Source organism: Corallococcus sp. AS-1-12 (assembly GCF_020036995.1).
In the GTDB taxonomy this organism is placed as follows: Bacteria; Myxococcota; Myxococcia; order Myxococcales; family Myxococcaceae; genus Corallococcus.
In genome coordinates this window covers 65,633-91,308 of record NZ_JAIQDD010000017.1, presented here as the reverse complement: position 1 = coordinate 91,308, position 25,676 = coordinate 65,633, and the positions used below count along the sequence as shown (strand labels likewise).

21 protein-coding genes are annotated in these 25,676 nt (G+C 71.4%); 17 read left to right on the top strand and 4 right to left on the bottom strand.

The genetic code is table 11. The features are described from left to right. Positions 1-32 precede the first annotated feature (32 nt). The 12 genes from K8556_RS24575 to K8556_RS24515 all read left to right on the top strand — a co-directional run bounded on the left by K8556_RS24575 (position 33) and on the right by K8556_RS24515 (position 13,176). Positions 33-539: a hypothetical protein gene (locus K8556_RS24575; RefSeq protein WP_223742515.1), complete on the top strand. Its 507-nt coding sequence runs from the start codon at positions 33-35 to the stop codon at positions 537-539. Continuing rightward, positions 536-1,330 (top strand): ABC transporter permease, encoded by a 795-nt coding sequence (locus K8556_RS24570; protein WP_223742514.1) that lies wholly within the window; start codon positions 536-538, stop codon positions 1,328-1,330. The genes K8556_RS24575 and K8556_RS24570 overlap by 4 nt, the downstream gene beginning before the upstream one ends. Positions 1,331-1,343: 13 nt before the next feature. After that, entirely contained in the window at positions 1,344-2,177 is an 834-nt protein-coding gene (locus K8556_RS24565) for an ABC transporter ATP-binding protein (protein ID WP_223742513.1), read from the top strand. Beyond that, on the top strand, positions 2,174-3,367 hold the full coding sequence (locus tag K8556_RS24560) for an MlaD family protein (protein ID WP_223742512.1): 1,194 nt from the start codon (positions 2,174-2,176) through the stop codon (positions 3,365-3,367). Before K8556_RS24565 ends, K8556_RS24560 begins: the two co-directional genes overlap by 4 nt. A gap of 195 nt (positions 3,368-3,562) precedes the next feature. Next, on the top strand, positions 3,563-4,462 hold the full coding sequence (locus tag K8556_RS24555) for a zinc metalloprotease (protein WP_223742511.1): 900 nt from the start codon (positions 3,563-3,565) through the stop codon (positions 4,460-4,462). Positions 4,463-4,692: 230 nt separating this feature from the next. Next, positions 4,693-5,595: a zinc metalloprotease gene (locus tag K8556_RS24550; RefSeq protein ID WP_223742510.1), complete on the top strand. Its 903-nt coding sequence runs from the start codon at positions 4,693-4,695 to the stop codon at positions 5,593-5,595. 158 nt (positions 5,596-5,753) lie between these two features. Next, entirely contained in the window at positions 5,754-6,917 is a 1,164-nt protein-coding gene (locus K8556_RS24545) for an alanine--glyoxylate aminotransferase family protein (RefSeq protein ID WP_223742509.1), read from the top strand. Between the two features lie 274 nt (positions 6,918-7,191). After that, positions 7,192-7,821, top strand: a complete 630-nt coding sequence (locus K8556_RS24540; RefSeq protein ID WP_223742508.1) for a DUF2378 family protein — start codon at positions 7,192-7,194, stop codon at positions 7,819-7,821. Between the two features lie 229 nt (positions 7,822-8,050). Continuing rightward, entirely contained in the window at positions 8,051-9,682 is a 1,632-nt protein-coding gene (locus K8556_RS24535; protein WP_304503994.1) for an ATP-binding protein, read from the top strand. Next, a complete protein-coding gene (locus K8556_RS24525; protein WP_223742593.1) occupies positions 9,679-10,056 on the top strand; it encodes a response regulator in 378 nt (125 codons plus the stop codon). The genes K8556_RS24535 and K8556_RS24525 overlap by 4 nt, the downstream gene beginning before the upstream one ends. Before the next feature lie 103 nt (positions 10,057-10,159). Further along, complete coding sequence (locus tag K8556_RS24520; RefSeq protein ID WP_223742507.1) at positions 10,160-12,352, top strand: cation:proton antiporter; 2,193 nt, start codon at positions 10,160-10,162, stop codon at positions 12,350-12,352. 5 nt (positions 12,353-12,357) lie between these two features. Then, a complete protein-coding gene (locus K8556_RS24515; protein ID WP_223742506.1) occupies positions 12,358-13,176 on the top strand; it encodes a helix-turn-helix domain-containing protein in 819 nt (272 codons plus the stop codon). Positions 13,177-13,200: 24 nt separating this feature from the next. On the opposite strand, the gene K8556_RS24510 is transcribed toward K8556_RS24515, so the two are convergent. After that, the gene (locus K8556_RS24510; protein ID WP_223742505.1) at positions 13,201-13,956 is read right to left on the bottom strand and encodes a GNAT family N-acetyltransferase; all 756 of its coding nucleotides are present in this window, start codon (positions 13,954-13,956) and stop codon (positions 13,201-13,203) included. A gap of 116 nt (positions 13,957-14,072) precedes the next feature. Here K8556_RS24510 and K8556_RS24505 point away from each other — a divergent pair, with 116 nt between their 5' ends. Together K8556_RS24505 and gyrB are read left to right on the top strand one after the other, a co-directional pair. Next, positions 14,073-14,528 (top strand): hypothetical protein, encoded by a 456-nt coding sequence (locus tag K8556_RS24505; RefSeq protein ID WP_223742504.1) that lies wholly within the window; start codon positions 14,073-14,075, stop codon positions 14,526-14,528. 122 nt (positions 14,529-14,650) lie between these two features. Further along, a complete protein-coding gene (gene gyrB, locus K8556_RS24500; protein WP_223742503.1) occupies positions 14,651-17,104 on the top strand; it encodes a DNA topoisomerase (ATP-hydrolyzing) subunit B in 2,454 nt (817 codons plus the stop codon). Between the two features lie 112 nt (positions 17,105-17,216). Here gyrB and K8556_RS24495 read toward each other — a convergent pair whose 3' ends face one another. Beyond that, positions 17,217-17,774: a hypothetical protein gene (locus K8556_RS24495; RefSeq protein WP_223742502.1), complete on the bottom strand. Its 558-nt coding sequence runs from the start codon at positions 17,772-17,774 to the stop codon at positions 17,217-17,219. A 148-nt stretch (positions 17,775-17,922) separates the two neighbouring features. Then, a complete protein-coding gene (locus K8556_RS24490; RefSeq protein WP_370639964.1) occupies positions 17,923-20,688 on the bottom strand; it encodes a protein kinase in 2,766 nt (921 codons plus the stop codon). Positions 20,689-21,087: 399 nt separating this feature from the next. On the opposite strand from K8556_RS24490, the gene K8556_RS24485 reads away from it, so the two are divergent. The 3 genes from K8556_RS24485 (at position 21,088) to K8556_RS24475 (ending at position 24,227) form a co-directional block, all read left to right on the top strand. After that, entirely contained in the window at positions 21,088-22,440 is a 1,353-nt protein-coding gene (locus tag K8556_RS24485; RefSeq protein ID WP_223742501.1) for a hypothetical protein, read from the top strand. Between the two features lie 98 nt (positions 22,441-22,538). Beyond that, positions 22,539-23,630 carry a metallophosphoesterase gene (locus K8556_RS24480; RefSeq protein WP_223742591.1) on the top strand — a complete coding sequence of 364 codons (1,092 nt, stop codon included), beginning with the start codon at positions 22,539-22,541 and terminating at the stop codon, positions 23,628-23,630. 102 nt (positions 23,631-23,732) lie between these two features. Next, positions 23,733-24,227: a hypothetical protein gene (locus K8556_RS24475; protein WP_223742500.1), complete on the top strand. Its 495-nt coding sequence runs from the start codon at positions 23,733-23,735 to the stop codon at positions 24,225-24,227. 72 nt (positions 24,228-24,299) lie between these two features. Here K8556_RS24475 and K8556_RS24470 read toward each other — a convergent pair whose 3' ends face one another. After that, complete coding sequence (locus K8556_RS24470; RefSeq protein ID WP_223742499.1) at positions 24,300-25,673, bottom strand: hypothetical protein; 1,374 nt, start codon at positions 25,671-25,673, stop codon at positions 24,300-24,302. Between the last annotated feature and the right edge of the window lie 3 nt (positions 25,674-25,676).

Genomic DNA, 25,676 nt, shown 5'->3' with positions numbered 1-25,676 from the left:
CCGGGCGGACCCGGGACGAACGAAATGGTGCCATGTCGCGCTTGCTGCTGACGCTCGTGCTGTCCGCCCTCCTCGCGGGGTGCCACCGCGCGACGTTCGAGGACTCGGTGCTCCAGAAGTCCGACGTGAAGTACCGCGTCGGCCCGCTGTCCAACGACGTCTGGGAGCGCCGCGGCTTCGCCGACAACGACCTCGCCTTCGTGGAGCGCGGCGACACCGGCCGCGTCATCGCCACCAACGCCACCTGCCGGGACCATGACGACCCGTCCCTCCAGGTCCTCACGAAGCACCTGCTCATGGGCTTCACCGAGCGCCAGGACCTGGGCCAGCGCTCCTTCACCCTGGACGGCCGCGAGGCGCTCCGGAGCCGCTACGTCGCGAAGCTCGACGGCGTGCCCGTCTCCCTGGAGCTCGTGGTGGTGAAGAAGGACAACTGCGTCTTCGACTTCAGCTACGTCGCCCCCGTGGGCGCCGCCGACGCGCGCATGGCGGACTTCGAGAGCCTCTTCCAGGGCTTCCACGCGGAGCGCCAGCGATGATGCCCGAGGCGAAGCTCTTCGCCGGCGGCCCCAAGCTCAAGGAGCGCCTGCGCGAGCGCATGGAGTCCCTGGGCGCGCTGTCCGTCATGACGGGCCAGGTGTTCAGCCGCGCCGTGCGCCCTCCCTACGACCTGGCCGGGCTCATCTTCCACACGGAGTCGCTGGGCGTGCGCTCGCTGCCCATCGCGCTGCTCACCGCGACGTTCGCGGGGCTCGTCATCTCCCTGCAGTTCGGCTACTTCCTCGCCCGCTTCGGCGTGCAGTACACCGTGGGCCGCGTGGTCATCCTCACGCTGTTCCGGGAGCTGGCCCCCGTGCTCACCGCCCTCACCGTGGGCGCGCGCATCGGGTCCGGCATCGCCGCGGAGCTGGGCTCCATGACCGTGACGGAGCAGGTGGACGCCATCCGCGCGCTGGGCGCGGACCCCTTGCGCAAGCTGGTGGTGCCGCGCGTGTTCGCGTGCCTCCTCGTGCTGCCGGTGCTCACCGTGTTCTCGGACGTGGTGGGCCTGGTGGGCGGCGCGCTGGTGGTGAAGTCCCAGTACGGCATCTCCCTGGACCAGTTCTTCCAGGGCGCGCTGGACGCCGTGCTGATGGGCGACTTCGTCTCCGGCGTCATCAAGGGCGCCGTGTTCGGGCTCATCATCGGCCTGGTGGGCTGCTTCAAGGGGCTGGCGGTGGAGGGCGGCACGGAGGGCGTGGGCCGCGCCACCACGCAGACGGTGGCCATCACCTCCGTCACCGTGTGCCTGGCGGACTTCTTCATCACGAAAATCACGCTCTACTTCTGAAGCCTCCCGCACCATGCGCAAGGCCCGCCACCACCACCACCGCGACCCCGCCGTCCCGTTCCGCTTCCGCAAGCCCACGCCGGGCGAGGAGCTCATCCGCTTCGACGGGCTCATGAAGCAGTTCGGCCCCAAGCGCATCTACGACGGCGTGGACCTGGACGTGCGCGCCGGGGAGACGCTGGTGGTGCTGGGCGGCTCCGGCGTGGGCAAGAGCGTGCTGCTCAAGTGCCTCATCGGCCTCCTGCACCCGGACGGCGGCAGCATCCTCTTCGAGGGCTACGACCTGGCGAAGTTCTCCGAGGAGCAGTTCCTGGAGGTCCGCAAGCACGTGGCCATGGTGTTCCAGGGCGCGGCGCTGTTCGACTCGCTCAGCGTGGCGGACAACGTGGCGTACCCGTTGCGCGAACACTTCCCCACCATGTCCCGCGCGGAGATTCAAAAGCGCGTGGCGGAGAAGCTGGAGCTGGTGGACCTGCCGAACACGGAGAAGCTGATGCCGTCGGACCTGTCCGGCGGCATGCGCAAGCGCGTGGGCCTGGCGCGCGCCATCGCCACGGAGCCGGAGGTCATCCTCTGGGACGAGCCCACGACGGGCCTGGACCCCGTCACCACGCAGACCATCAACGAGCTGATTGATTCGATGAAGCAGCGCCTGGGCGCCACGTCCATTGTCGTCACGCACGACATGGTGAGCGCCTTCGTGCTGGCGGACCGGATGGCCATGCTGGCCAACCGGAAGATCGTCCAGGTGGGCACCCCGGAGGAGATGCGCCGCTCCCAGGTGCCGGAGGTGCGCGCCTTCATCGACGCGCGCCGCCTGGAGCTGAACCCCCGGGGAACACCATGAGTCTCTTCACGTCGACCTCGAAGGAGAAGCGCCTGGCCGTGAGGGCCGGCCTCTTCGTCGCCGTTGGCCTCGCCGTGGCCGGCGTCGTCGTCTTCTTCATCGGCCGCGAGTCCAACCTCTTCCAACGCCAGGTCGTCTTCCACGCCTACTTCAACAGCGTGGACGGCCTGAGCGACCAGTCCCCCGTGTGGATTGGCGGCCTGAAGGTGGGCCGCGTGAACAGCGTGGCCTTCTCCCAGGACCTGAGGGACAGCCGCCTGCAGGTGGAGCTCCAGGTGGCCAGCACCTACGCCAACCGCGTCCGCAAGGACTCCGTGGCCAAGCTCACCAGCATGGGCGTGCTGGGCGACAAGGCGGTGGACATCTCCCTGGGCAGCGCGGACCAGCCCGCCGTGGAGCCCGGCGGCGTCATCCAGTCCAGCAGCGGCGGGGACCTGTCCAAGCTGATGAGCAGCGCCAGCCGCGTCATGGATAACTCCGTTGAAATCAGCGAGTCCCTCAAGGACGCCGTGAAGGCCTACGCGAACCCGGACCTGACGCGGGACCTGGCCAAGAGCGTCGCGTCGCTGCGCGCCATCATGGAGGAGGTGGAGAAGGGCAACGGCACCCTGCACGCGCTCATCTACGACCCGCGCATGGGCCGGGAGGTGAGCACGCTGCTCACCAACGCGTCCGGCGCCGCGAAGCGCATGGACGGGGCCCTGGGCCACGTGGAGGCCATCCTGGGCGAGGTGCGCCGCGGCGACGGCACCGCGCACGCGCTCATCTACGGCCAGGACGGCGCGGTGGCCCTGCGGGAATTGGGCGAGGCCGCCGGCCAGCTCGCGGGCCTGCTGGAGGACGCGAAGAAGAGCCCCAACGGCGCCGTGCACCAGCTCGTCTACGGCGACGCCAAGGGCATGTTCGCGGACCTGGGCAGCGCCGCCGCGGACATCAAGACCATCACCGCCACCGTGGCCAGGGGCGACGGCACCCTGGGCGCGCTCGTCAACGACCCCACCGTCTACGACGACCTGCGCGAGGTGCTGGGCAACGTGAAGCGCAACCGCATCCTGCGCGCCCTGGTGCGCTTCTCCGTCAGCAACCGCGAGTCCCTGGAGCAGGTGGGCGCCCCGCAGACGGCGCCCACCCCGCTCACGCCCGCCCCGGACGCGGGCAGCGCCGCCCCGGCCCCCGCCTCGACGCCCTGAGCCAGCCGGCCGCGTCAGGGATTGGCGGGGTGCGAAACGCCTTCCGGGTGAAGATGACACCCGGAGGCTTCACGCGGTGAGACATCGTACGAGTTCGTAAGGTTTTGCTTTGTTTCCAAGGCTGTCCGTGTATTGACTCTCAAGTCGATAAAGGCGTATTCCCGTTCCCCCCTACTTTTCTAGGAGTTGGGAACAATGCTTCGTCACGTCGCGCAGCGCAGTGGCCGTGTCGCGGTGGTCCTTGGCACCCTGATGTCCCTGGCGGGCTGTAGCAGCAACGCCCCGGCCCCCGAGGAGCAGACCCCCGCTCCCACGGAGGAGACCACCACGCAGGCCATCCCGCACCGCGGCTGCGCGACCATCGAGCCGTCCGCCGATGAGAAGCTGGAGATCGAAGCGGCGATCGCGGGCCGCGTGCAGGCCAAGCGCGCCGTGGGCTCCGTGAACGTGCCCGTGTACTTCCACGTCATCAACAAGGGCACGGGCATCGCCAACGGCGACATCCCGGACTCGCAGATCACCGCGCAGATGAACGTGCTGAACGCGGCGTACGCGAACACGCCGTTCAAGTTCACGCTGGCCGGCACGGACCGCACGACCAACTCGTCCTGGTTCGCCCTGTCGCAGGGCAGCACCAACGAGAAGAACATGAAGAACGCCCTGCGCAAGGGCGGCAAGGAGTCGCTGAACATCTACACCGCGAACCTCAGCGGTGGCCTGCTGGGCTGGGCGACCTTCCCCTCCAGCTACACCAGCCAGCCGAAGATGGACGGCGTGGTCATGCTCTACAGCAGCGTCCCCGGCGGCACCGCGTCCCCCTACAACCTGGGCGACACGGGCACGCACGAGGTGGGTCACTGGGTGGGCCTGTACCACACGTTCCAGGGCGGCTGCGCCAGCCCGGGTGACTCCGTCAGCGACACGCCGCCGGAGGCCTCGCCCGCGTACGGCTGCCCCGCCGGCCGTGACACCTGCTCCGGTGGCGGCGCGGACCCCATCTACAACTTCATGGACTACACCGACGATAGCTGCATGAACCAGTTCACCGCGGGCCAGAGCGCCCGCGCGGACAGCCTCACCGCCACGTACCGCTAGAAAAAATCACGCAGGCCCGTGGCCGATGTCCGGATGCCGGGGTCCCCGTCCAGGGGGCTCCGGCATTTTCCATTTCCAGGCGCATTCACGGACAGGCCGTCTCCCGGCCCTGTGACGCTTGGTCTGTCTCATGGTTTTTACCAGGAGTTCAATTTTCGCGCGTCATTTGACTTTGGCTACTTCGACCGCGTATCAATGTTTCACCCCTTATTTGAGGAGTTGGGAGACACATGCTTCGTCACGTCGCGCAGCGCAGCGGTCGTATCGCGGTGGTCGTTGGCACCCTGATGTCCCTGGCGGGCTGCAGCAGCAACGCCCCGGCCCCCGAGGAGCAGACCCCCGCTCCCACGGAGGAGACCACCACGCAGGCCGTCCCTCACCGTGGCTGCGCGACGGTCGAGCTGACCGCCGATGAGAAGCTCGAGGTCGACGCGGCGATCGCGGCCCGCGGCGTCAGCGCCAAGCGCGCGGTGGGCTCGGTCGACGTTCCCGTGTACTTCCACGTCATCCGCCAGGGCACGGGCATCGCCAACGGCGACATCCCGGACTCGCAGATCACCGCGCAGATGAACGTGCTGAACGCGGCGTACGCGGGCACGCCGTTCAAGTTCACGCTGGCCGGCACGGACCGCACCACGAACAGCACCTGGTACAACCTGCGCAGCGGCTCGGCGGCGGAGAAGAAGATGAAGTCCGCGCTGCGCAAGGGCGGCCCGGAGACGCTGAACATCTACTCGGCGAACCTGTCCGGCGGCCTGCTGGGCTGGGCGACCTTCCCCTCCAGCTACACCAGCCAGCCGAAGATGGACGGCGTGGTCATCCTCTACAGCAGCGTCCCCGGCGGCACGGCGTCCCCCTACAACGAGGGTGACACGGGCACGCACGAGGTCGGCCACTGGCTGGGCCTGTACCACACGTTCCAGGGCGGTTGTAACAACCCGGGCGACTCCGTCAGCGACACGCCGCCGGAGGCCTCGCCCGCGTACGGCTGCCCCGCCGGCCGCGACACCTGCTCCGGTGGCGGCGCGGACCCCATCTACAACTTCATGGACTACACCGACGACAACTGCATGAACACGTTCACCGCCGGCCAGGTGGCCCGCGCGGACAGCGTGACCGCGACGTACCGCTAGTCCCCGGCTTCGCTTCCTGACGTTCCAGACGCCGGAGTCCCCGCCGCAGGGGGCTCCGGCGTCTTCCTTTTCCAGCGTGGACAAGCCGGGCCCGCGCTGGCCACAGTGGGGGACCGCCCTCCGTCTGTCCGGAGGGGGCCTTCAGGAGGAGTGGCGCCGTGAGAGACCTGTTGATGATTCCCGGGCCGGTGGACGTGGACGCGGACGTGTTGCAGGCCCTGTCCGGGCCGGTGCCCGGGCACCTGGACGCGGGCTTCATCGCCACCTTCGGCCGGGCCCTCCAGCGCCTGCGCGAGGTGTCGCTCGCGCCGGGCGCCCAGCCCTTCGTCGTCTCCGGCAGCGGCACCCTGGCCATGGAGCTCGCCGTGGCCAACCTCATCGAGCCCGGCGACCGCGCGCTGGTGGTGAACACCGGCTACTTCAGCGACCGCATGGCCCACATCCTGGAGCGCCACGGCGCGAAGGTGACGCACGTGCGCGCGGCCAGCGTGGGCGGCGCCCCGGACGTGGCCCAGGTGGAGGCGGAGCTGCGCGGCGGCGGCTTCAAGCTGATGACCGTCACCCACGTGGACACCTCCACCGCGGTGCTCGCGCCCGTGGAGCCGCTGGTGAAGGCCGCGCGCCAGGCCGGCGTCCTGGCCGTGGTGGATGGCGTGTGCGCCACCGCCGGCGAGGCCTTCCACCAGGACGCGTGGGGCGCGGACGTGTACCTCACCGCCAGCCAGAAGGCGGTGGGCGTGCCGCCGGGGCTGGCGCTCCTCACGGTGAGCCCCCGCGCCATCGCCGCGTGGAAGGCGCGCAAGGCGCCCGTCGCCAGCGTGTACGCGGACTGGGCCGAGTGGCTCCCGGTGATGGAGGCCTACGAAGCCGGCAAGCCCGCCTACTTCGCCACCCCGCCCACGTCCCTGGTGCGCGCGCTGGACGTCAGCCTGGGACAGATTCTGGCCGAGGGCATGGAGGCCCGCTTCGAGCGCCACCGCCGCATGGCCCGCGCCTTCCGCGCCGCCTGGAGCGCGCTGGGCCTGCGGCCCGTCCCCACCTCCGAAGCCGTGGCCGCCAACACGCTGAGCGCCGTGTACTACCCGGACGGCGTGGACGCCTCGCTCGTGGGCCGCGTGAAGGCGCAGGGGGTGGCCATCGCCGGCGGCCTCCACCCTGAAATCAAGACGCGCTACTTCCGCGTGGGCCACATGAACCGCGTCAGCCCCGGGGACGTGCTCGTCACCGTGGGCGCCATCGAGCGCGCCCTCCACGCCGCCGGCCACCGCGCCGCCGCCGCCGGGAACGCCGTCGCGGCCGCACAGGCAGCCCTCTCCGGGTAGGACCCGGAGTGTGGAGCCCGCCCCTCACTCTTTTCTCAGAGGACAAGAAACTCCGACCGCGCCCCCATTAGGTTTGTGTAAGCTGCCAGATAATGGCAGGTACTTCCGGGCTTACTGGGATTTCTTGCTGTTCTGGTGAAATTGTGTGAATTGGCTGCACGGTGTGAGCGGGGCGTGGGCCCCGGCACCTGTGAGGGGGAAGGGCTGCGCTGGCGGATGGACCCACGAAACGGGGGGGCCGATTCCAGCGCCTGAGGTGGAAGTGGAGGTCGGTATGGATCGCGGACCGGTGGAAGGTTCGACGAGGGCGGCGGGCTGGGCGGAGCAGTACGCGGCGTGGCACCTGACGGAGCGGTGCTTGGCCGCGACCCCGGAGGACGGGGCGCGCGGGATGTTCTTCCAGGGCGTGGTGGGGGTGGTGAAGTTCCTCCAGGGGGAAGAGGCCGGGGCGAAGTGCCTGGCGGCGTCCGGGCTGAAGGAGCTGAACACCGCGGAGCTGTACCCGGTGACGCGCTTCCTGGAGATGTCCGCGGAGGCGACGCGGCTCTTGCGCCCGCAGTTGGGCGACTGGGAGCAGGCGCTGCGGTACATCGGGACGCAGGCCACGGTGGACTTCCTGGCCTCCATGTTCGGCCGGGACCTGATGCAGGCGGCCGGGCGCAACCCCCGGAAGATGCTTCACCACATGATCGAGAACTACCGCGTCGCGGTGAGCTACGGCGAGCGCAGCGTCCTCTGGACGGGCGACCACAGCGCCCGCTTCGTGATGCGCCGGGACTTCATGCCCGCGCCGTACCACGAGGGCGTGCTCCAGGCCGCCCTGGAGGCCGTGGGCGCCCAGGACGTCCAGGTGCACGGGCGCCAGGTGTCCCTGCTGGATACCGAGTACGACGTTTCCTGGTAATCCAGGGTTGCCGCGCCCGGGAGCACCGGGCGCTGGCGCGGGACGTTCACCAGCCAGCGCTCGGTGCTGAACGTCCGCCATTTCTCCCGCTGGCGTGACAGGGAGGGCCACTAGCATGTGCTGAACGAGGCCCACACCCGACGGGAGGAGCAACGCGAATGGATGCAGCACGAGGCTCCCGGCCGCAGGGGCGTTGTCCGGCCCCGGGGCTGACGGGCGGGGCCCGGGCATGACGCCCTTCCGGCTGTTGCTGGTGGAGGACAGCGTCAACGACGCGGCGCTGGTGACGGCGGAGCTGGTGCAGGCGGGCTACCAGCCCACGGCCCGGCGCGTGGAGACGCTGGAGGCGCTGCGGGACGCGCTGGCCACCGGCGGTCCGTGGGACCTGGTGCTGTGTGACTACCGGCTGCCGCGCTTCAACGCGCTGGACGTGCTGGCGCTGCTGCACGCGCAGGGGCGGGACGTGCCCCTCATCGTGCTGTCCAGCCAGTTGAGCGAGGACCAGGCCGTCACGCTCATGAAGGCGGGCGCGCGCGACTGCTTCTCCAAGGACCGGCTGGCCCGGCTGGGGCCGGCGGTGGCGCGCGAGCTGGAGGAGACGCGCGTGCGGCGCGAGCGCGCGCGGGCGGAGGTGGACCGGGACATCCTGGCCCGGGCCAGCGAGCTGCTCACCGCGTCCCTGGAGCAGGCGGCGCGGCTGGACCAACTGGTGCAACTGATGGTGCCCCGGGTGGCGGACTGGTGCGCCTTCTTCCTCCAGGACCCGGACCAGGGCGGCCTGCGGCTGGTGGCGCTGGCGCACCCGGACGCGGAGCGGCGCGCCCACGCCTGGAAGCTGGACCAGCGCTTCCCGCTGGACCCAATGGCCGCCGCGGGGCCCTCGCACGTGCTGCGCACCGGCCAGCCGGAGTTCATGCCGGACGTGCGCCAGCGCCCGGTGCCCATCACGAAGGACGCGGCGCACCAGCGCGCCATCGAGGGGCTGGGGCTGCGCTCGGTGGTGAACGTGCCCCTGCCCGGCAACGAGGGCCGGCTGGGGGTGCTGTCCATGGGCACGCTGGGCGAGCGCACGCTGGCGCCGGTGGACCTGGCGCTGGCGCAGGAGCTGGCGCGCAGGACGGGGCTGGTGCTGGAGAACGCGCGGCTCTTCCAGGAGGCGCGCGAGGCGGTGCGCCTGCGCGACGAGTTCCTCACCGTGGCCGCGCACGAGCTGCGCACGCCGCTCACCACGCTGCGGCTGCAACTGGGCACGCTGTTGCAGCGCTCGGAGGCGCACAAGCTGGAGCCGGAGGTGGTGACGCGCCTGGAGCGCAGCGTGCGCCAGGTGCGCCGGCTGGGCACGCTGGTGGAGGGGCTGCTGGACGTGTCGCAGTTGTCCAGCGGCGAGCTGTCCCTCATGCCCGAGCGCTTCGACCTGGAGGAGCTGGTCGCGGAGGTGCTGGAGCGCTACCAGGCGGAGGCCCGCGCGGCCGGGTGCGAGCTGCGCCAGTCCCCCCGGCGCGGGCTCTGGGGGACGTGGGACCGGCTCCGGGTGGACCAGGCGGTGGCGGCGTTGATATCCAACGCGCTCAAGTTCGGTCCGGGGCGGCCGGTGGAGGTGGACGTGGGGCGGGAAGGCGGCTTCGCGCGCATCCAGGTGCGCGACCGGGGCATCGGCGTGCCCGTGGACCAGGTGGAGCGCATCTTCGAGCGCTTCGGCCGCGCGGTCAGCTCGCATTCGTACGGGGGCCTGGGCCTGGGGCTCTACCTGGCCCGCCGCGCCGCGGAGGCGCACGGCGGCCGGGCCTGGGCGGAGCCCGCCACGGGAGAGGGCGCGCGCTTCACGCTGGAGCTGCCGTTGGAGAAGGAGTCTCGCGAGTGAGTCGCCCGGTGTTGGTGGTGGATGACGACACGGACCTGCGGGAGGCGCTGGAGGAGGTGCTGCGCGACGCGGGCTACATCGTGTTCGGCGCGGGCAACGGCCTGCAGGCGCTGGAGGTCCTCCGCCGGGAGCCGGTGCTGCCGTCCCTGGTCCTGCTGGACATGATGATGCCGGTGATGGACGGCGCCACCTTCGGCCGGCAGATGCGCCAGGTGGAGGCGTGGCGGGACATCCCCGTGCTCGTCTTCTCCGCCTCCGCCAACGCGCGCCAGGTCGCCGAGGAGATGGGCGCCTGCGGCTACCTGCGCAAGCCGGTGGACGTGGAGACGCTCCTCAGGTCCGTGGCGGCCAACAAGGCCCCCGAAGCGCCCTGACGCGTTGTGTCGCCCACGCGGGCGGCCGTCCCCGGCCGGGTTGACGCTGCGCGAGATGCCTTGGTAAGTGCATCCTTAACACTTCTCCAGCGAGGCCTGTCCGATGAATCCCCACATGCTCGCCCAGCTCCTGGTCCAACTCATCGTCATCATCTCGGTGTCCCGGCTGATTGGCCGGGGCGCGCGCTGGCTGGGGCAGCCCCTGGTCATCGCGGAGGTGGTGGCGGGCATCGCGTTGGGCCCGTCGCTGCTGGGCTGGCTGGCGCCGGACGCGATGCGCTGGCTGTTCCCGCCGGAGTCCATGCCGTTCCTGAAGATGCTGGCCGAGGTCGGCCTGGTGCTCTTCATGTTCCTCATTGGCCTGGAGCTGGACCCCAAGCTGCTGAAGGGGCGGGGTCACGCGTCGGTGGCCATCAGCCACTCCAGCATCGTCGTCCCGTTCGCCCTGGGCGCGGTGGCGGGCGCGCTGTGGCTCTACAAGTCGCTGTCCAGCCCGGACGTGCCGTTCTCCTCGTTCGTGCTGTTCATGGGCGTGTCCATGAGCATCACGGCCTTCCCGGTGCTGGCGCGCATCCTCACGGAGCGCGGGCTGATGCAGTCGAAGCTGGGCGCCATCGCCATCGCGTGCGCGGCGGTGGATGACGTGACGGCGTGGTGCATCCTGGCGTTCGTGGTGTCGCTGGTGCGCGCGTCGGACCTGGCGCAGGCGGGGCTCACCACGGTGTTCGCGCTGCTCTACATCGCCTTCATGCTGCTGCTGGTGAAGCCGTTCCTCGCCCGGCTGGGCGCGCGCGTGGCCAACCGCGAGGGGCTCACCCAGAACGTGGTGGCCATCACGCTGGTGCTGCTGCTCGGCTCCGCGTGGACCACGGAATACATCGGCATCCACTCGCTCTTCGGCGCCTTCATGTTCGGCGCGGTGATTCCCAAGGAGGGCGGGCTGGCGGCGGCGCTGGCGGAGAAGCTGGAGGACGTGGCCGTGGTGCTGCTGTTGCCCGTGTTCTTCGCCTTCAGCGGCCTGCGCACGCAGGTGGGGCTCCTGGACACGCCGGAGGCGTGGCTCACGTGCGGCGCCATCATCGTCCTGGCGTGCCTGGGCAAGTTCGGCGGCAGCGCGGTGGCCGCGCGCCTCACCGGCCTGCGGTGGCGGGAGGCGGGCGCCATCGGCATCCTGATGAACACGCGCGGCCTGATGGAGCTCATCGTGCTCAACCTGGGCCTGGACCTGGGCGTCATCTCGCCCACGCTCTTCACGATGATGGTCATCATGGCGCTGGTCACGACCTTCATGACCACGCCGTTCCTGCGCCTGCTGTATTCGCCGGAGGAGCAGGCGCGCGAAAAGCTGATGCAGGTGTCGGAGCCGCCGCTGCCGGCCTCCGCGTACACGGTGCTGCTGTGCGTGTCGCACGGGCAGGCCGGCCCGGGCATGGCGGTGCTGTCGCGCGCGCTGTCGGGCGAGCGCAACGAGGCGAACCTCTACGCGCTGCACCTCCTGTCCCCGGACCGCGCGCTCAAGGCCCGCGCGGACGAGGCGCTGGACCCGTCCGCCGCGTCCGGCGGCGCGCTGGCGCCCCTGGTGGGCCGCGCGGAGAAGCTGGGGCTGTCCGTGCGCACGCTGTCGTTCGTGTCGTCGGAGCCCGCGCGGGACATCTGCCGCACGGCGCAGGCGAAGCGCGCGGACCTGGTGCTGCTGGGCTGGCACAAGCCGCTGTTCAGCCAGACGGTGCTGGGCGGCACGGTGCATGAGGTGATGCAGGAGGCGGGCGGCACGGTGGCGGTGCTGGTGGACCGGGGCCTGTCGCAGGTGCGCCGGGTGCTGGTGCCCTTCGTGGGCAGCCCGCATGACCGGGCGGCGCTGGGGCTGGCGCGGCGGCTGGTGAAGCAGGCCGGCGCGGAGGTGACGGTGCTGCACGTGACGTCTCCCAGGGGCTCGGACCCGGGCGCGGGCGCGGGCCGCGCGCAGGTGGAGGAGCTGTTCCCCTCGGACGAGGGCGCCTCCGTGAAGCTCAAGGTGGTGCGCCACGCGTCTCCGGAGGAGGCGGCGCTGGAGGAGGCGAAGGCGGGTTACGACCTCGTGGTGGTGGGCCTGGGGACCGAATGGGGCCTGGAAGACCGGTGGTTCGGCGTGCAGCGCGAGCGCATCGTCCGCGACGCGCCCGCCTCGCTGCTGCTCGTGCGCCACCCGGAGGCGGCGACGGTGCTGGCCCGGACCCCGGAGGAGCAGGCCCGGACGCGGCAGGACCCGGCGACGGACGCGACGCGGACGGCGCGGCCGCTCGGCGCGCGGAGCTGAGCGCCATGCACCTGGGAGCCACACTGCGTTTGTTGCGCGTGGACGCGGGCCTGTCCCTGCGCGACCTGGCCCGGCGCATCGGCGTGTCCAGCGCGTACCTGAGCCGCGTGGAGAACGGCGTGGACGCGCCGCCCACGCAGGAGCGGCTGACGGCCATCGCCCGGGAGCTGGACGTGCCCCCGGGGCTGCTCATGGACGTGGCCAACCGGGTGAGCCCGTACGTGGCGGGCTACCTGGAGGACGTGCCCGCGGCGGGGACGCTGCTGCTGGACATCGCGCGCAGGAAGCTCACCGGCGCCCAGTTGGCGCGCGTGCGGGCCTTCCTGGACGCGGAGTTCCCCCTGCGCGAGGTGCGCGGCGACGAGCCCGTGCCCCCGCTGGCGCCGCTCCTGAGCGCGGAGCGGGTGGTGGTGCAGCTCTCCTGCGGGGACTACGAGGACGCGCTGGACGTGGCGGCCGGGCGGCTGGCGGCGGCCCTGCCCGGCGTGGACGCGGCGGCGCTCGCGGAGGGGCTGCGCCGGCGCGAGGTCGAGACCCCGTCCCAGGTGGGCAACGGCGTGGCGGTGCCGCACGCGTTCGTGGCCGGCGCGGCCCCGGTGGCGGCGCTGGTGACGCTGGCCCGGCCCCTCAAGACGGACGCGCCGGACGGCCAGCCCCTGCGGCTGGTGGTGGCGCTGGTGGACGGCCACGTGGGCCGCGCGCGGCTGATGCGGCTGGCGCACGTGGCCCGGCTCGCCGGGCGCGGGCTGGCGGACCGGCTCCACGGCCTGGAGGAGCCCCAGCGGGTGCTGGAGACGCTGGAGGAGCTGGAGGCGCTGCGCTGAGGTCCGCGCGCCTTCAGCGCCCCGTCAGGACCTCCTTGGGGGCACCCAGTGCTCCCAGGGGCCCAGGTCGCGGTAGCCCAGGTGGCGGTACACGCGCAGGCCCGCCGGGGTGGACTGGAGCACCGTCGCGGTGCACCCGCGCTGGCGCGCATGGGCGATGATTCCGCGCATCACCGCCGACGCGAGCCCCAGCCCCCGGGCCTCCGGGTGGGTGGCCACCAGGTACACGCCCGCCGTGTCCGCCACGTCCACCGCCAGCCCGCAGGACAGCGCCCGGCCATGCTCGCGCGCCACCACGGTGTGCACCGGCAGGCGGGGCGGCCGCTGCCACACGGAGAGGATGTCCCGCCACTTCGGGCCGTAGGTGTGGACGTTGATGTCCACCAGCTCGGTCATGTCCTCCACGGTCTCCACCGGCACCCCGGGCGCCGCGTCCGGCAGCTCGTGCATCCACGCCCCCATGGCCACCACGGTGAAGTCCGGCCGGTAGCCTGCGGCGCCCAGCACCCGCGCCGCGTCCCGCTGCCCCGGCGTCAGTGTCACCCGCCAGCGCGTGAGCCCCTGTCCCCGGTAGAAGTCCGCGACGGCCGGCAGCGCCGCCGCCAGCGCGTCCGCGTCCGTGAAGAGGACCTGCTGGAAGTGCGCGTCCTGGTAGCGGGGGAGCGCGAACGCGTCCACCCCGGGCAGGTGCAGGTGGCGCAGCGGGCCGCGCTCGGCTTGCAGGCGCTTGAAGGCGATGAGGTTGGTGTGAAGTCGAGAGGTGAGTTCGGCATCCGTCATGCGGGCCGGCAGCCTAGGCACGGGGACGACGGCCAAAGAACAGCCCTGGAGGAAAGGGCGCGCGCACCGTGCGCCAGGAGGTTAGGTTTCCACCCCTTCTGGGCCCGCCCGCCAACATGACCCCGCGCTTCTTCTCGTTCGATCCGCGTCCCACCCGAATCGCCCTCATCCTGGGCGCGTGCCTCCTGGCGGTCCTCACCGCCTGGGCCCTGGCGGACTACCGGGGCGGCGGGGGGCTGGTCGCCATGGCGCGGGCCGGCCTCAGCGCGGGCCTGCTGCTGACCTTCCTCGTCTCCGTCCACCGCCTGCGTCCCCGCGCGGAGTGGGGCATCACCCTGGACGCCGCCGGCGTGCGGGTGGCCCGGCCCTTCAGCGGCCAGCCGCTGGAATTGCACTGGGGCCAGATTGATTCCGTGCGCCGGGTCGGCCGCAAGGGGAGCGTGCTCGGGCTCTTCCTGAAGGAAGAGGGAAGGGTGCTCGTCACGCGACATCTTTTCGCCCGCAAGGCTGTTTATGAAGAGTTGATCGCGGCGCTGGAGGACCGCCTCCCGCCCTCGCGTTTCGACGCCTGATTCATGAATCTTTCCGCAGCCTTGCGTGGGCTCCCGGAGCTTGTCCGGGATGCCCGGTGGTGGTAGGCACAACGGGCTTGAGCCCTGTCGCAACGGCAGCCTTTCCCAAGGACACGCTTCACATGGAAAAGACCCCCGCTACCGGTGTCGCGCCGGCCGCGCCGCCCGCCGAGTATGGGACGGACGCCATCACCAAGCTCGAAGGGCTGGAGGCCGTCCGCAAGCGCCCCGGCATGTACATTGGCGACACGATGACCTACGGGCTCCACAAGCTCGTGTACGAGGTCGTCGACAACTCCGTGGACGAGGCCCTGGCCGGCCACTGCACGGACATCGACGTGATCATCCACGTCGACGGCTCGCTCAGCGTCCAGGACAACGGCCGCGGCATCCCCGTGGGCCCGCACCCGGACCCCAAGTTCAAGGGCAAGGACACGCTGGAGGTCGTGCTCACGGAGCTGCACGCCGGCAGCAAGTTCGGCAACGGCGCGTACAAGGTCTCCGGCGGCCTGCACGGCGTGGGCGTCACCTGCGTGAACTTCCTGTCGGAGTGGTTCAAGGTCCGCGTCCAGCGCGCCGGCAAGGTCTACGAGCAGTCGTACGCGCGCGGCGTGTCCAACGGTTCGCCCCAGGAGGTGGGCACCACGGACAAGCGCGGCACGACCATCCACTTCAAGCCGGACTCCACGGTGATGGAGACGGTGGACTTCAACTTCGAGACGCTCAGCCAGCGCCTGCGCGAGCTCGCGTTCCTCAACGCGGGCCTGCACATCACCATCCGCGACGAGCGCACCCAGAAGGAGCACGACTTCAAGTTCGACGGCGGCATCTCCTCCTTCGTGGAGTACCTCAACAAGGCGAAGGAGGCGCTGCACGACAAGCCCGTCTACATCAAGTCGGAGCGCGAGGGCGTGTCGCTCGAAATCGCCATGCAGTGGAACGATGGCTACGACGAGCGCATCTTCACCTTCGCCAACAACATCAACACCCACGAGGGCGGCAGCCACCTGTCCGGCTTCAAGGCCGCGCTCACGCGCACGCTCAACAGCTACGCGGAGAAGGGCGGCCTGTGGAAGGACCTGAAGGAGACGCCCACCGGCGAGGACGCGCGTGAGGGCCTGTCCGCGGTCATCTCCGTGAAGCTCTCCAACCCCCAGTTCGAGGGCCAGACGAAGACGAAGCTGGGCAACAGCGAGGTGAAGGGCCTGGTCGAGCAGATGGTGAACGACCAGCTCGCCACCTTCCTGGAGGAGAACCCGCCGCTCGCCAAGAAGGTCGTGGTGAAGATTGGCGACGCGTGCCGCGCCCGCATCGCCGCGCGCAAGGCGCGTGAGACGGTGCGCCGCAAGGGCGTGCTGGACGGCGGCGGCCTGCCCGGCAAGCTCGCGGACTGCCAGAGCCGCGACCCGCACGAGAGCGAGCTGTACATCGTGGAGGGCGACTCCGCAGGTGGCTCCGCGAAGCAGGGCCGGGACCGGCGCAACCAGGCCATCCTCCCGCTGCGCGGAAAGATCCTGAACGTGGAGAAGGCGCGCTTCGAGAAGATGCTCACCAGCGCGGAGATCGTCACGCTCATCACCGCGCTGGGCACGGGCATCGGGGCGGAGGACTACGACCCGGAGAAGGCGCGCTACCACCGCATCATCCTGATGACGGACGCGGACGTGGACGGCAGCCACATCCGCACGCTGCTGCTCACGTTCTTCTACCGGCAGATGCGCGAGCTCATCGACCGGGGCTACGTCTACATCGCGCAGCCGCCGCTCTACAAAGTCACGCGCAACAAGAAGGACAGCTACGTCAAGGACGAGCGCGCCCTCAACGAGTACCTGCTGCGCATCGCCGCGGAGCACTGCCGGGTGAAGACGCCCGCGGGGGAGCTGGGCGGCAGCGACTTCAAGGCGCTCCTGGAGAAGGTCATCACCTACGAGGAGCGGCTGGAGAAGCAGGCCAAGCGCCGCGACGCGCGCATCGTGGACGCGCTGGTGCAGGCCACCAACCTGCGCGCGGACCTGCTCACGGACGAGGCCGCGGTGGAGGCGGAGCTGGGCGCCATGCGCGAGTACTGCCTGCGGCGCATGCCGGAGGTGGTGGGCCGGCTGTCCACGCGGCTGGAGCAGGACTCGGAGCACGCGTCCAAGCGGCTGGTGGTGGTGACGGACGTGAACGGCTCCATGCGCGAGTCCGTGTTCGACCACGCGTACCTGTCCTCGCCGGAGTACCTGGAGCTCGTCGCCCTGCGCGAGGTGTTCCACTCGCTGGGCAAGGCGCCCTACCTGGTCCAGGTGGACGCGGGCGAGGTCTCCGCGTTCTCCGTGCAGGAGGTGCTGGCCGCGGTCCGCAAGGACGCGCAGAAGGGCCTGGGCCTGCAGCGCTACAAGGGTCTGGGTGAGATGAACCCGGAGCAGCTCTGGGAGACCACCATGAACCCCAACACGCGCACGCTGCTCCAGGTGCGGGTGGAGGACGCGGTGGAGAGCGACGACATCTTCTCGCTGCTCATGGGCGAGGCGGTGGAGCCGCGCCGCGAGTTCATCGAGCGCAACGCGCTGGACGTGCAGAACCTGGACATCTGAGCGGCAGAAAGACCCGTGGGCCCGGTGCCGTTTTTCCGGCTCCGCGCCCACGTGCCCTTCCCATCCTCATCGAGCCGGGCCGCGGGTGAAGCGTGGCGGCCCCCGTGAGCCCTTACGGAAGGAACCTGGCGACCAGTGACCAGCGCGAGGACGCCCCCGCGCGCATGTTGAGGATGGCCGTGATGCCGATGACGCCCGCCATGGCGGCGAGGTTCGCGATGCCGCCCGCGTCCAGCGCCCGCATCGTCTTCGCGGCCTTCTCCGGCGTGCCCACGGTGGGCGTCAGGCCCGTCTCCACCGGGACGGCGCCCTCCGGCGCCTGCTTCGCCAGGTAGGCCCCGCCGAAGATGTTGGCCGCGCCCAGCGCCACGGTGGCGCCCAGCAGCACGTCCTTCGCGATGACGAGCCCGCGCGTGGTGCGGTCAATCTCCCGGCCCGTCAGCCGCGAGCGGCCCACCAGCCAGGTGATGGCCGCCAGCCCCACGGACGCGGCGTTGACGATGTTGAAGCCGTTCCACGCGGCGTTCACCACCTGACCTCGCTCCGCGTGGGAGCCAATCACCTTCACCGCGGGGTTGAGGGCCACCTTGCCGAAGAGCGAACCGCCGAACCCGGCGGCGAGCCCCAGGTTGTGCAGCACCAGGCCGGTGGAGGACAGGACGGGCATCATGGACGGACTCCAGAAGAGAAGAAGTGGATGTCCGTGAGGGTAGGCACTGCCCCCTCGCGCGGGAGCAGCGCGTCAGGGCGGCACGGGGAGTGGATCAGACGCCCGCCTGCTGGACGTGCTCCCGGGCGTGGGCCCGCGTGCCCGTCCGCTACCGCTCGGAGCGCTTGGCGCCGCGCAGCGCCTCCGCGCGCTCCTTGCGGGACATGTTCGTCACGTCGACGATGTCGAAGTCGAGCGCGCCCTGGTTGTCCCCCAACTGCAGGTCCGGGAAGAGGCAGCGGAGGTCCTGCACGCCGGACACCTGGTAGCGCTTGCCCGTCTCGAAGAGGCGGTGCGTGCCGCGCACGGACCCGGCCTGGGGACCCTTCTCCACGCACAGCACCGTGTGCACGCGGCCCAGGGCGCCGGAGCGCACCTCCGCGAAGTCGTCGCGCACGGTGAAGGCGTAGGTGGAGCGGGGGTTGAGGCCGCGCAGCAGCATCTGGTGCTGGGGCTTCACGTTCAGCGCGTTCTTCTCCGGCTCGAACATCACGGAGCGGGGCGGGATGTACGCGGACTGCCGCAGGTGCACGCGGATGGAGCCCCGGTTGTCCTCGGGGCCGGTGTCGTCCAGGGCGAAGAAGTGGAGCTTCTTCGCGCCCTTGATGGTGCGCGGCGCGCTGCTGACGAAGCCCACGGCGTTGTCCGCCGGCAGGTCGCCCTCCGCGTAGTAGACGAGCGTGCCGGACGCGGTGCCGTCGCCCTCCGCGAACGCCGCGCTGCCCTCGGTCCACACGGAGTAGGCGGCGCCGGGCGACACGTCGATGGTGGCCGTGGGGTACTCGGGCAGCGGCAGCGCGTTGTACATGGGCCGCAGCACCAGCAGGCGCGTGGGGTAGTCCATGCGCCGCATCTCGCGGTCCTTGTCGTTCGCCAGCGGATCCGCGTCGGACCCGGTGGCCACGGCGGCCCCCGTGCCCGCGTCCGCGGAGGCCAGGCCTCCGTCCACATCCAGGGCGCTGCCCGCGTCCGCGCCAGGGTCCACGGCGGCGGCGGCGATGGCGCCCGTGCCCGCGTCCGGGGCGCCCGCGTCGAGCGCGGTGGAGGTGGGGATCTCCGACGCCATCTGCGTGGTGCCGGGCGCCACCTCCAGCTCCGCCTTGAGGTGGAACTCCGACTGGTTGGGCGTGAAGCGCCGCGTCCAGGCGCGGTAGCCCGGCTTGGTGACGACGATGGTGTGGGACGTCCGTTGATCCGCGCCGATGATGCGGTTGGGCGTGGTCCCCACCGGCCGGCCGTTGACGACGACGGCGGCCCCCTCCGGCTTGGAGGTGATCCACAGGACGACGGGCTCGTTGGAGACCTCGCCCTCCTCGGCCGGGGACAGGAAGTGGAACAGCAGGCCGATGACGAGCAGCACGCCGGTGAGGCCGAACACCACCATGCTCAACTGGCGCACCTGCTTCGTGCGCTTCTGCTCGCGCTCGGCGGCCTCGGCGGCCAGCTTCTCGCGCGCGTCGTCCGCGGTGGTGCGGGCGCGCGGGGCCGGCTTCTCCTCCGGCTCGGGCGCCTCGGGCGCCTCCCGGGGCTCGGGCGCGATGGCCGTCTCCACCGGCGTGTCGTGCGGCGCGGCCAGCGTGGGCAGCCGGGGCATCGCCGTGGGCTCCGTGCCCCCGTCGGTGTCCGGCTCGGCGGCGAGCTCGGGCGGCAGGGGGCGGCGGCCGGTGCCGGTGTTCTCGCGGGTGCCCCCCGGCGTCACGCGGCGCGCGCCCGTGGTGCTCTTGCGCACGGCGGTGGCCTGGGTGGCCGAGCGGCGCGGGGCGCCATCCGTCGAGGGGCGCAGGCCGGGCGCGCTGCCGGAGGCGCGCACGCCGGGGCTGGAGGGCCGCGCCACGCCCGGGCTGGACGCGCGGGCCACGCCGGGGCTGCCGGGGCTGGATGACCGGCCGTTGCTGGACGGCATCCGCGCGCGGCCCTGCGAAGGCTCCGACGACGGCGACTGCCACGCGGCCAGTTGCTCCTTGAAGCCGGGCGGCAGCTCCACCTTGCGTCCCTCGGCGGCCAGCTCCTCCGCGAAGAGGTACGTCATGAGCTGGCTCAGCATCGTGGGCGTGAAGCGCGGCGTGTCCCGGTAGAGCAGCTCCACCGCGGACTCGCTCAGGTCCTTCGCCGTCTGGTAGCGCGCCTCGCGGTCCACCGCCATGGCGTGCGCGACGATGCTCTCCAGGTCCTCGCCGATGGCCGGGTTGATGGCGGACGGGGGCAGGCAGTCGCCGGTGATGATGCGGGGCAGCACGGTGACGAACTCGCCCTCGAAGGGGCGCCGGCCGCAGAGCATCTCGTAGAGGACCACGCCCGCCGCGTACACGTCCGTGCGCGCGTCCAGGTCCTGCCGGCCCTGCGCCTGCTCCGGGGAGAAGTACGGGTACTTGCCCTTGAGCGTGCCCGGAGACGTCCGGGCCTCCACGGCGCTCGTGGCCTTGGCGATGCCGAAGTCGATGACCTTGACCTCGCCCTCGTAGGAGATGAGGACGTTGTCCGGGGACACGTCGCGGTGGACCAGGCCCAGCGGCTGGCCGTCCTCGCCCACGTGGCGGTGCGCGTAGTCCAGGCCCTCGCACAGCTTGCTGGCGATGTGCAGCGCCAGCGGCTGCGGGAAGTACCCGACGCCCGCGCGCGCCGCGCGCCGCAGCACCTTCGACAGGGGCTGGCCGTGCACCAGCTCCATGGCGATGAAGTACTGCCCGTCCACCTCACCGAAGTCGAAGATCTGCGCGATGTTCCCGTGCGTCAGGCCCGCCACCAGGCGCGCCTCGCTGATGAACATCTCCACGAAGTCGTGGTCGTCCACGAAGTGCGGGAGGATCTGCTTGATGACGCAGGGCTTGGTGACGCCCATCGCGCCCGTCATGCGCGCGCGGTAGGTGACCGCCATGCCCCCCGCGGCAAGCTTGGAGACCAGGACGTACTTGCCGAATTGCTGGGGACTGGGTTCTGCCACGGGCGGGAGGCGGGGCCGGGATTGGGGAAGGCCCAGCATACTCGTCTTCCATTGAAAGTCCCGGGCGCGCTCGCATGGCATGCGAAGATTTCGCTCCGGGTGCTGCCCGGGCCGGCGTGGGCGTCCTGGTGGGTCGGAAAGGCCCTCGGAAGTGACGCGATGTCCCAGGTGGGGAGTGCGGGGGGCGTGAGGCGGACTGTTGCGCCGGTTCACACTTCTTCACGCTGCTTCGTTCAGCGCATTCCGGGGGCGGGGTTATCTCCTGCGCCATTCCGGGCCTCGGGCCGGGTGGGAGGGGTGGAAGGCCGCTCCCAGGGAAGCGAGACGACGGCCATGGGGTATGGGCGCCCGGTGTGGAGTGCGCGAGCCACCTTCGCGGTGGTGCTGGGGCTCTGGCTGGCCTCGGGGGCCGCGCGGGCGCAGGACGGCGGCGGCTGGCGGTCCGCCTTCGAGCTGCTGGCGAGCGGCCCCGAGCTGGGCGGAAGCGACATCCCCCGGGACGTGCCGAAGCGCCGGGGTTCGGACGCGTCGGTGGTGCCGCCGGAGGTGATGGCCCGGGTGCTGACGGAGGAGGGGCCCCGGCCGGTGCCCACGGCGTCCGCGGCGGAGTCCGGTCCGGTGGTGGCGCCGGAGGCCCCGGAGGGCGGCCGGGTGTCGGAGCCGCGCGTGCGCCTGACGGAGGACGCGCCGAGGCCGCCGTTCAAGCCGCTGCCGGTGGCGGTCGCGGTGGTGCCGGGGTTGCTGCTGCACGGGCTGGGGGCGTGGGCGGCGGGGGACCCCGTGACGGCGCGGGGGCTGTTCGCGGCGGAGGCGACGGGGCTGGGGCTCATCGCCGCGGGGCTGGTGCCCATCGCGTTGACGGGCGCGTCGCGGAAGACCATCGGGCCGCTGTACGCGGTGACGCTGACGGGGGCGGGGGTGTTCTCGCTGTCGATGCTGGCGAACCTGTACGCGGTGACGTCGCCGGCGTTCGACCCGGGGCGGGTGCCGGACACGCTGCCGCCGCTGGAGCTGGACCTGGGCTACCAGTACGTGCACGACGCCTCGGCGGACTACCGGAACTTCTTCGCGCTGGACGCGGTGGCGCGCCTGTCGAAGGTGCGGCTCCAGGCCTCCGCGCGGCTGGCGCCGGAGGAAGGCAACGCGTTGATCCGCGCGGGCGTGGCGTACCGGCTGTGGGGCGCGCCGGAGCGGACGCTGGGGCTGGGGGACGGGACGGCGTTGGACGTGGAGGGCGTCGCGACCTACCACCGCTACCCGACGGAGGGCTTCACGCTGGGAGGCGGCGAGGTGTCTCTCAAGGGCCGCTACGCGATGGAGCGCTTCGGGCCGCGCTTCGCGGGCGCGTTCGTGGAGGGCGGCGTGGGGCTGTCCGCGCAGGCCTACAGCTACCCGGGGCGCGTGGAGGACGACAACCTGTATGGCCAGTTGCTCTACACGTTCGGTTACGGCGTGTGGCTGGGGCGGGGCGGGCCGCTGAGGGGCGAGGCAGTGCTCTTCTACGACCACCGCAAGGACGGGCTGGTGGGAGGGCTGCGGGGCCGGGGCGGTGGCATGGTGGGGTCGTTCGGTCTGAAGGGGCGCGTGCTGCTGACGGAGCGCTGGGGCGTGGCGGCGGAGGCGCAGGCGGGGGGCGCGCTGATGGGGCGGCTGTCGCTGGTGTACGCGGTGGGAGGTGACACGTGAGCGGGACGCGTGAGGGCGCGGTGGGCGCGCGTGAGGCGGGGCGGACGCTCGGAGGCGCGGGGCGCGGATCCACGCGGTCCCGGCGCGCCCTGGGAGTGATGGGGCTGACGGCGGCGCTGCTGTCCACGGGCTGCACGCGCCCCGGCGAGGACCGCGCGGTGCGGGACACGCGCGTGGGGCAGGCGGAGGCGGACGCGCTGAAGGTGGAGGTGGAGGGCGGGCTCGCGTCGGTGCGGACGCTGGCGTCGGGGACGCTGGAGCTGTGGGGGCAGGCGCCGGTGTTCACCACGCGCGTCACCGCGGGCGCGGAGGCGCGGACGGACTGGCTGTTGATGGTGCACAACGCGATGCCGGACGCGGTGCTGGACGCCGTGGACGCAGCGGGCTCTCCGCTGGACGTGGTGGCGATGCCGGACGCGCACCCGACGGTGAAGGCGTGGCGCGTGGCCCTGCGGCCCGGGACGGAGATGCGGCTGACGGTGGCGCCGCCGGACTGGGACGCGCGGCAGCCGTTCCGGTTCGCGGCGCTGGCGGACGTGCAGGAGGCGCTGTCGAAGGTGGGGGACATCTACGCGAAGCTGAACGAGGACCCCTCGTTGCGCTTCATCTTCTTCGCGGGGGACCTGACGGAGTTCGGGACGCGCGAGCAACTGGAGGAGTTCCAGCAGCGGCTGGAGGCGGACTCGCGGATTCCGCTGTACGCGACGCTGGGCAACCACGAGACCTTCACGGACGACGCGCGCGAGTACCAGCGGCTGGTGGGCCGGGGCAGCCAGCACTTCACCTTCCACGGCGTGCACTTCAGCCTGGTGGACTCCGGCAGCAGCACGGTGGATCCGCTGGTGGAGGAGGCGCTGGACGGCTGGCTGGAGGAGGCGCGCGACGCGGTGCACGTGGTGGCGATGCACATCCCGCCGTTGGATCCGATTGGCGTCCGGGGCGGAGGCTTCGCGGTGCGCAACGAGGCGGCGGGGCTGGTGGGGAAGATGGCGCGGGCGGGGGTGGACCTGACGCTCTACGGCCACATCCACAGCTACTACTCGTTCTCCAACGCGGGCATCCCGGCGTTCATCTCCGGAGGCGGCGGGGCCATCCCGGAGCGCTTCGACGGGGTGGGCCGGCACTTCCTGGCGGTGGACGTGGATCCGTCGGCGGGGGTGCGAGGGGTGGGACTGGTGCGGGTGGATTGATCAGCGCCGACTTTCCGGCCGTTTAGCAGACCCCCTTGAAAGGACACTGAACATCTGGGCAGATAGGCGCCATCCAACGACGCCTTGTGAGGAGGCCTGTCCATGTTCGAAACCCCCGAGAACGATTCCATCTCCCCCGCGCTGCGCGCGCTGCTCGAGCTGTTCGCCACGGACCTGGCGGACGTGAAGTTCCCGGACGTGGACACGGCGGTGCTGGGCGAGTCCGCGGCGCACGTGCGAGAGAAGGCGGAGGCGGTGGCCCGGGCGCAGGCGGCGCTGGACGCGGCGAGGCAGGCGCTGAACGAGAGCCAGGAGTCGCTGCTCCAGAAGGGCCAGCGCGCGCTGGCGTACGCGAAGGTGTTCGCGGAGGACGACGGGGAGCTGGGCGCGAAGCTGGAGGCCATCCACCTGCCGCGTCCGGTGCGCAAGGGCGGCCAGGCGCAGGTGGAGCCGGTGGGAGCCGCGCCGGGCAACGACGACAACGCCCCGCGCCGCCGCGGCCGTCCCCCCAAGCTGCGCCCGGTGGCCAACCTCTTCACGGACGGCAGCGGCCCGGACTCCGCGCAGGACGAGGCGCCGGCGAGCCTCCAGTCGTAGCCCGCGAAGAAGAAGACCGCGTGCCCCCGGACGGCGTTGCCGGGAGCACGCGGTCCTGTGTTCACCGAAGGGCTAGTTCTTCGGGAACGCAGTCCAGCCGGCCAGCCAGTTGCTGGTGCCCACCGCGCCGACGAAGCGCGCGCTGGTGTCGAAGCCCGCGCCCGGGGTGGCCGCGTTGTCCGGGTTCAGCGCCGGGGAGCCCGCCGCCGGGGCGAAGTCCGGGGCCTCCAGGTTCGTCGCCGCCGTCAACTGCGCGTCCACGACCTTGTTGTTCAGGCCCGTGGCCAGCACCTTCTCCGCCTCCGCGAACTTGCTCACGTCCGGATCCGTCACCGCGCCCGACGCGTCCTTCTTCGGGTTCGGCGCGTTCGGGATGGAGACCGTGTCGCCCTTGTTGTTCCAGAAGAACGTGTTCTGGAGGGAGAGCTCCGGGGTGGCCGCGTTCCACAGCGCCGCGGACGCCGTGCCGTCCACGTCGACCGCCTTGTCCGCGAAGTTCGCCACGATGACGTTGCGCAGCAGGCCGCCCGCGCCCGTGTTGAACACCAGGCCCTCCTGCGCCGGCGTCGTGCCCGCCGCGCGGCCGGAGCCGATGAACGTCGCGTTCCAGATCTCCGGCACCGTGTGCGGCTGCGCGGCGTTGTCGTTCTTGTTGCCGGACGCCTCGATGCCGCGGTTGCCCACGACGGCGTTCTGCTGCACCACCAGGAACTGCACCTTGCCGCGCCAGCCCAGGTCGTAGTCCAGGCCGTCGTCGTCCGGCTGGCTGATGACGATGTGCTTCAGGCCCGCCGTGCCGCCGAACATCTCCACGCCGTCGTCGGCGCCCTTGTGCACCTGCACGTAGTCGATGTCCGTCGCGCTGCCGCACGCGCCCGTCGTCAGGCCGTTGAGCTCGTTGTCCTCGGCCAGCTCGTAGCCCGCGAACTCGATGCGCGCGTACTTCAGCTTGCCGCAGTCGTGCGCGTCGTCCTGGCCGCCGTACTTCGTGCGCGTGTCGCCGCTGGTGGCGAAGAAGCCCTCGATGGTGTTCTCGCCGCCGGCCACGTTGATGCGCGCCTTGCCCAGCAGCACCACGCCGCCCCAGTCACCGGCCGCGCGCGTGCCCGCGGGCTGCGCGCTGGTGAAGACGATGGGCTTCTCCGCCGTGCCCACCGCGTTCAGCTTCGCCTCGCGCGTGATGACCAGCGCGCTGCCCTGCTCGCCCAGGATGGTGACGCCCGGCTCGATGGTGAGCGTGCCGCTCTCCACGAACACGTAGTCCTTCAGGGTGTACGTCGTGCCGGCCTTCCACGTCGTGTCGCCCTGGATGCTGCCGGACACGTCCTGCGCGGTGGCCTGCGGATCCCCGCCGCCGTCCGGGGTGTTGTTGGGCTCATCGTCGCCGCAGCCGGAGAGCAGCGCGAGGCCGGACAGCGTGAGGACGGAGGCAAAGAGGCTCTTCATGTC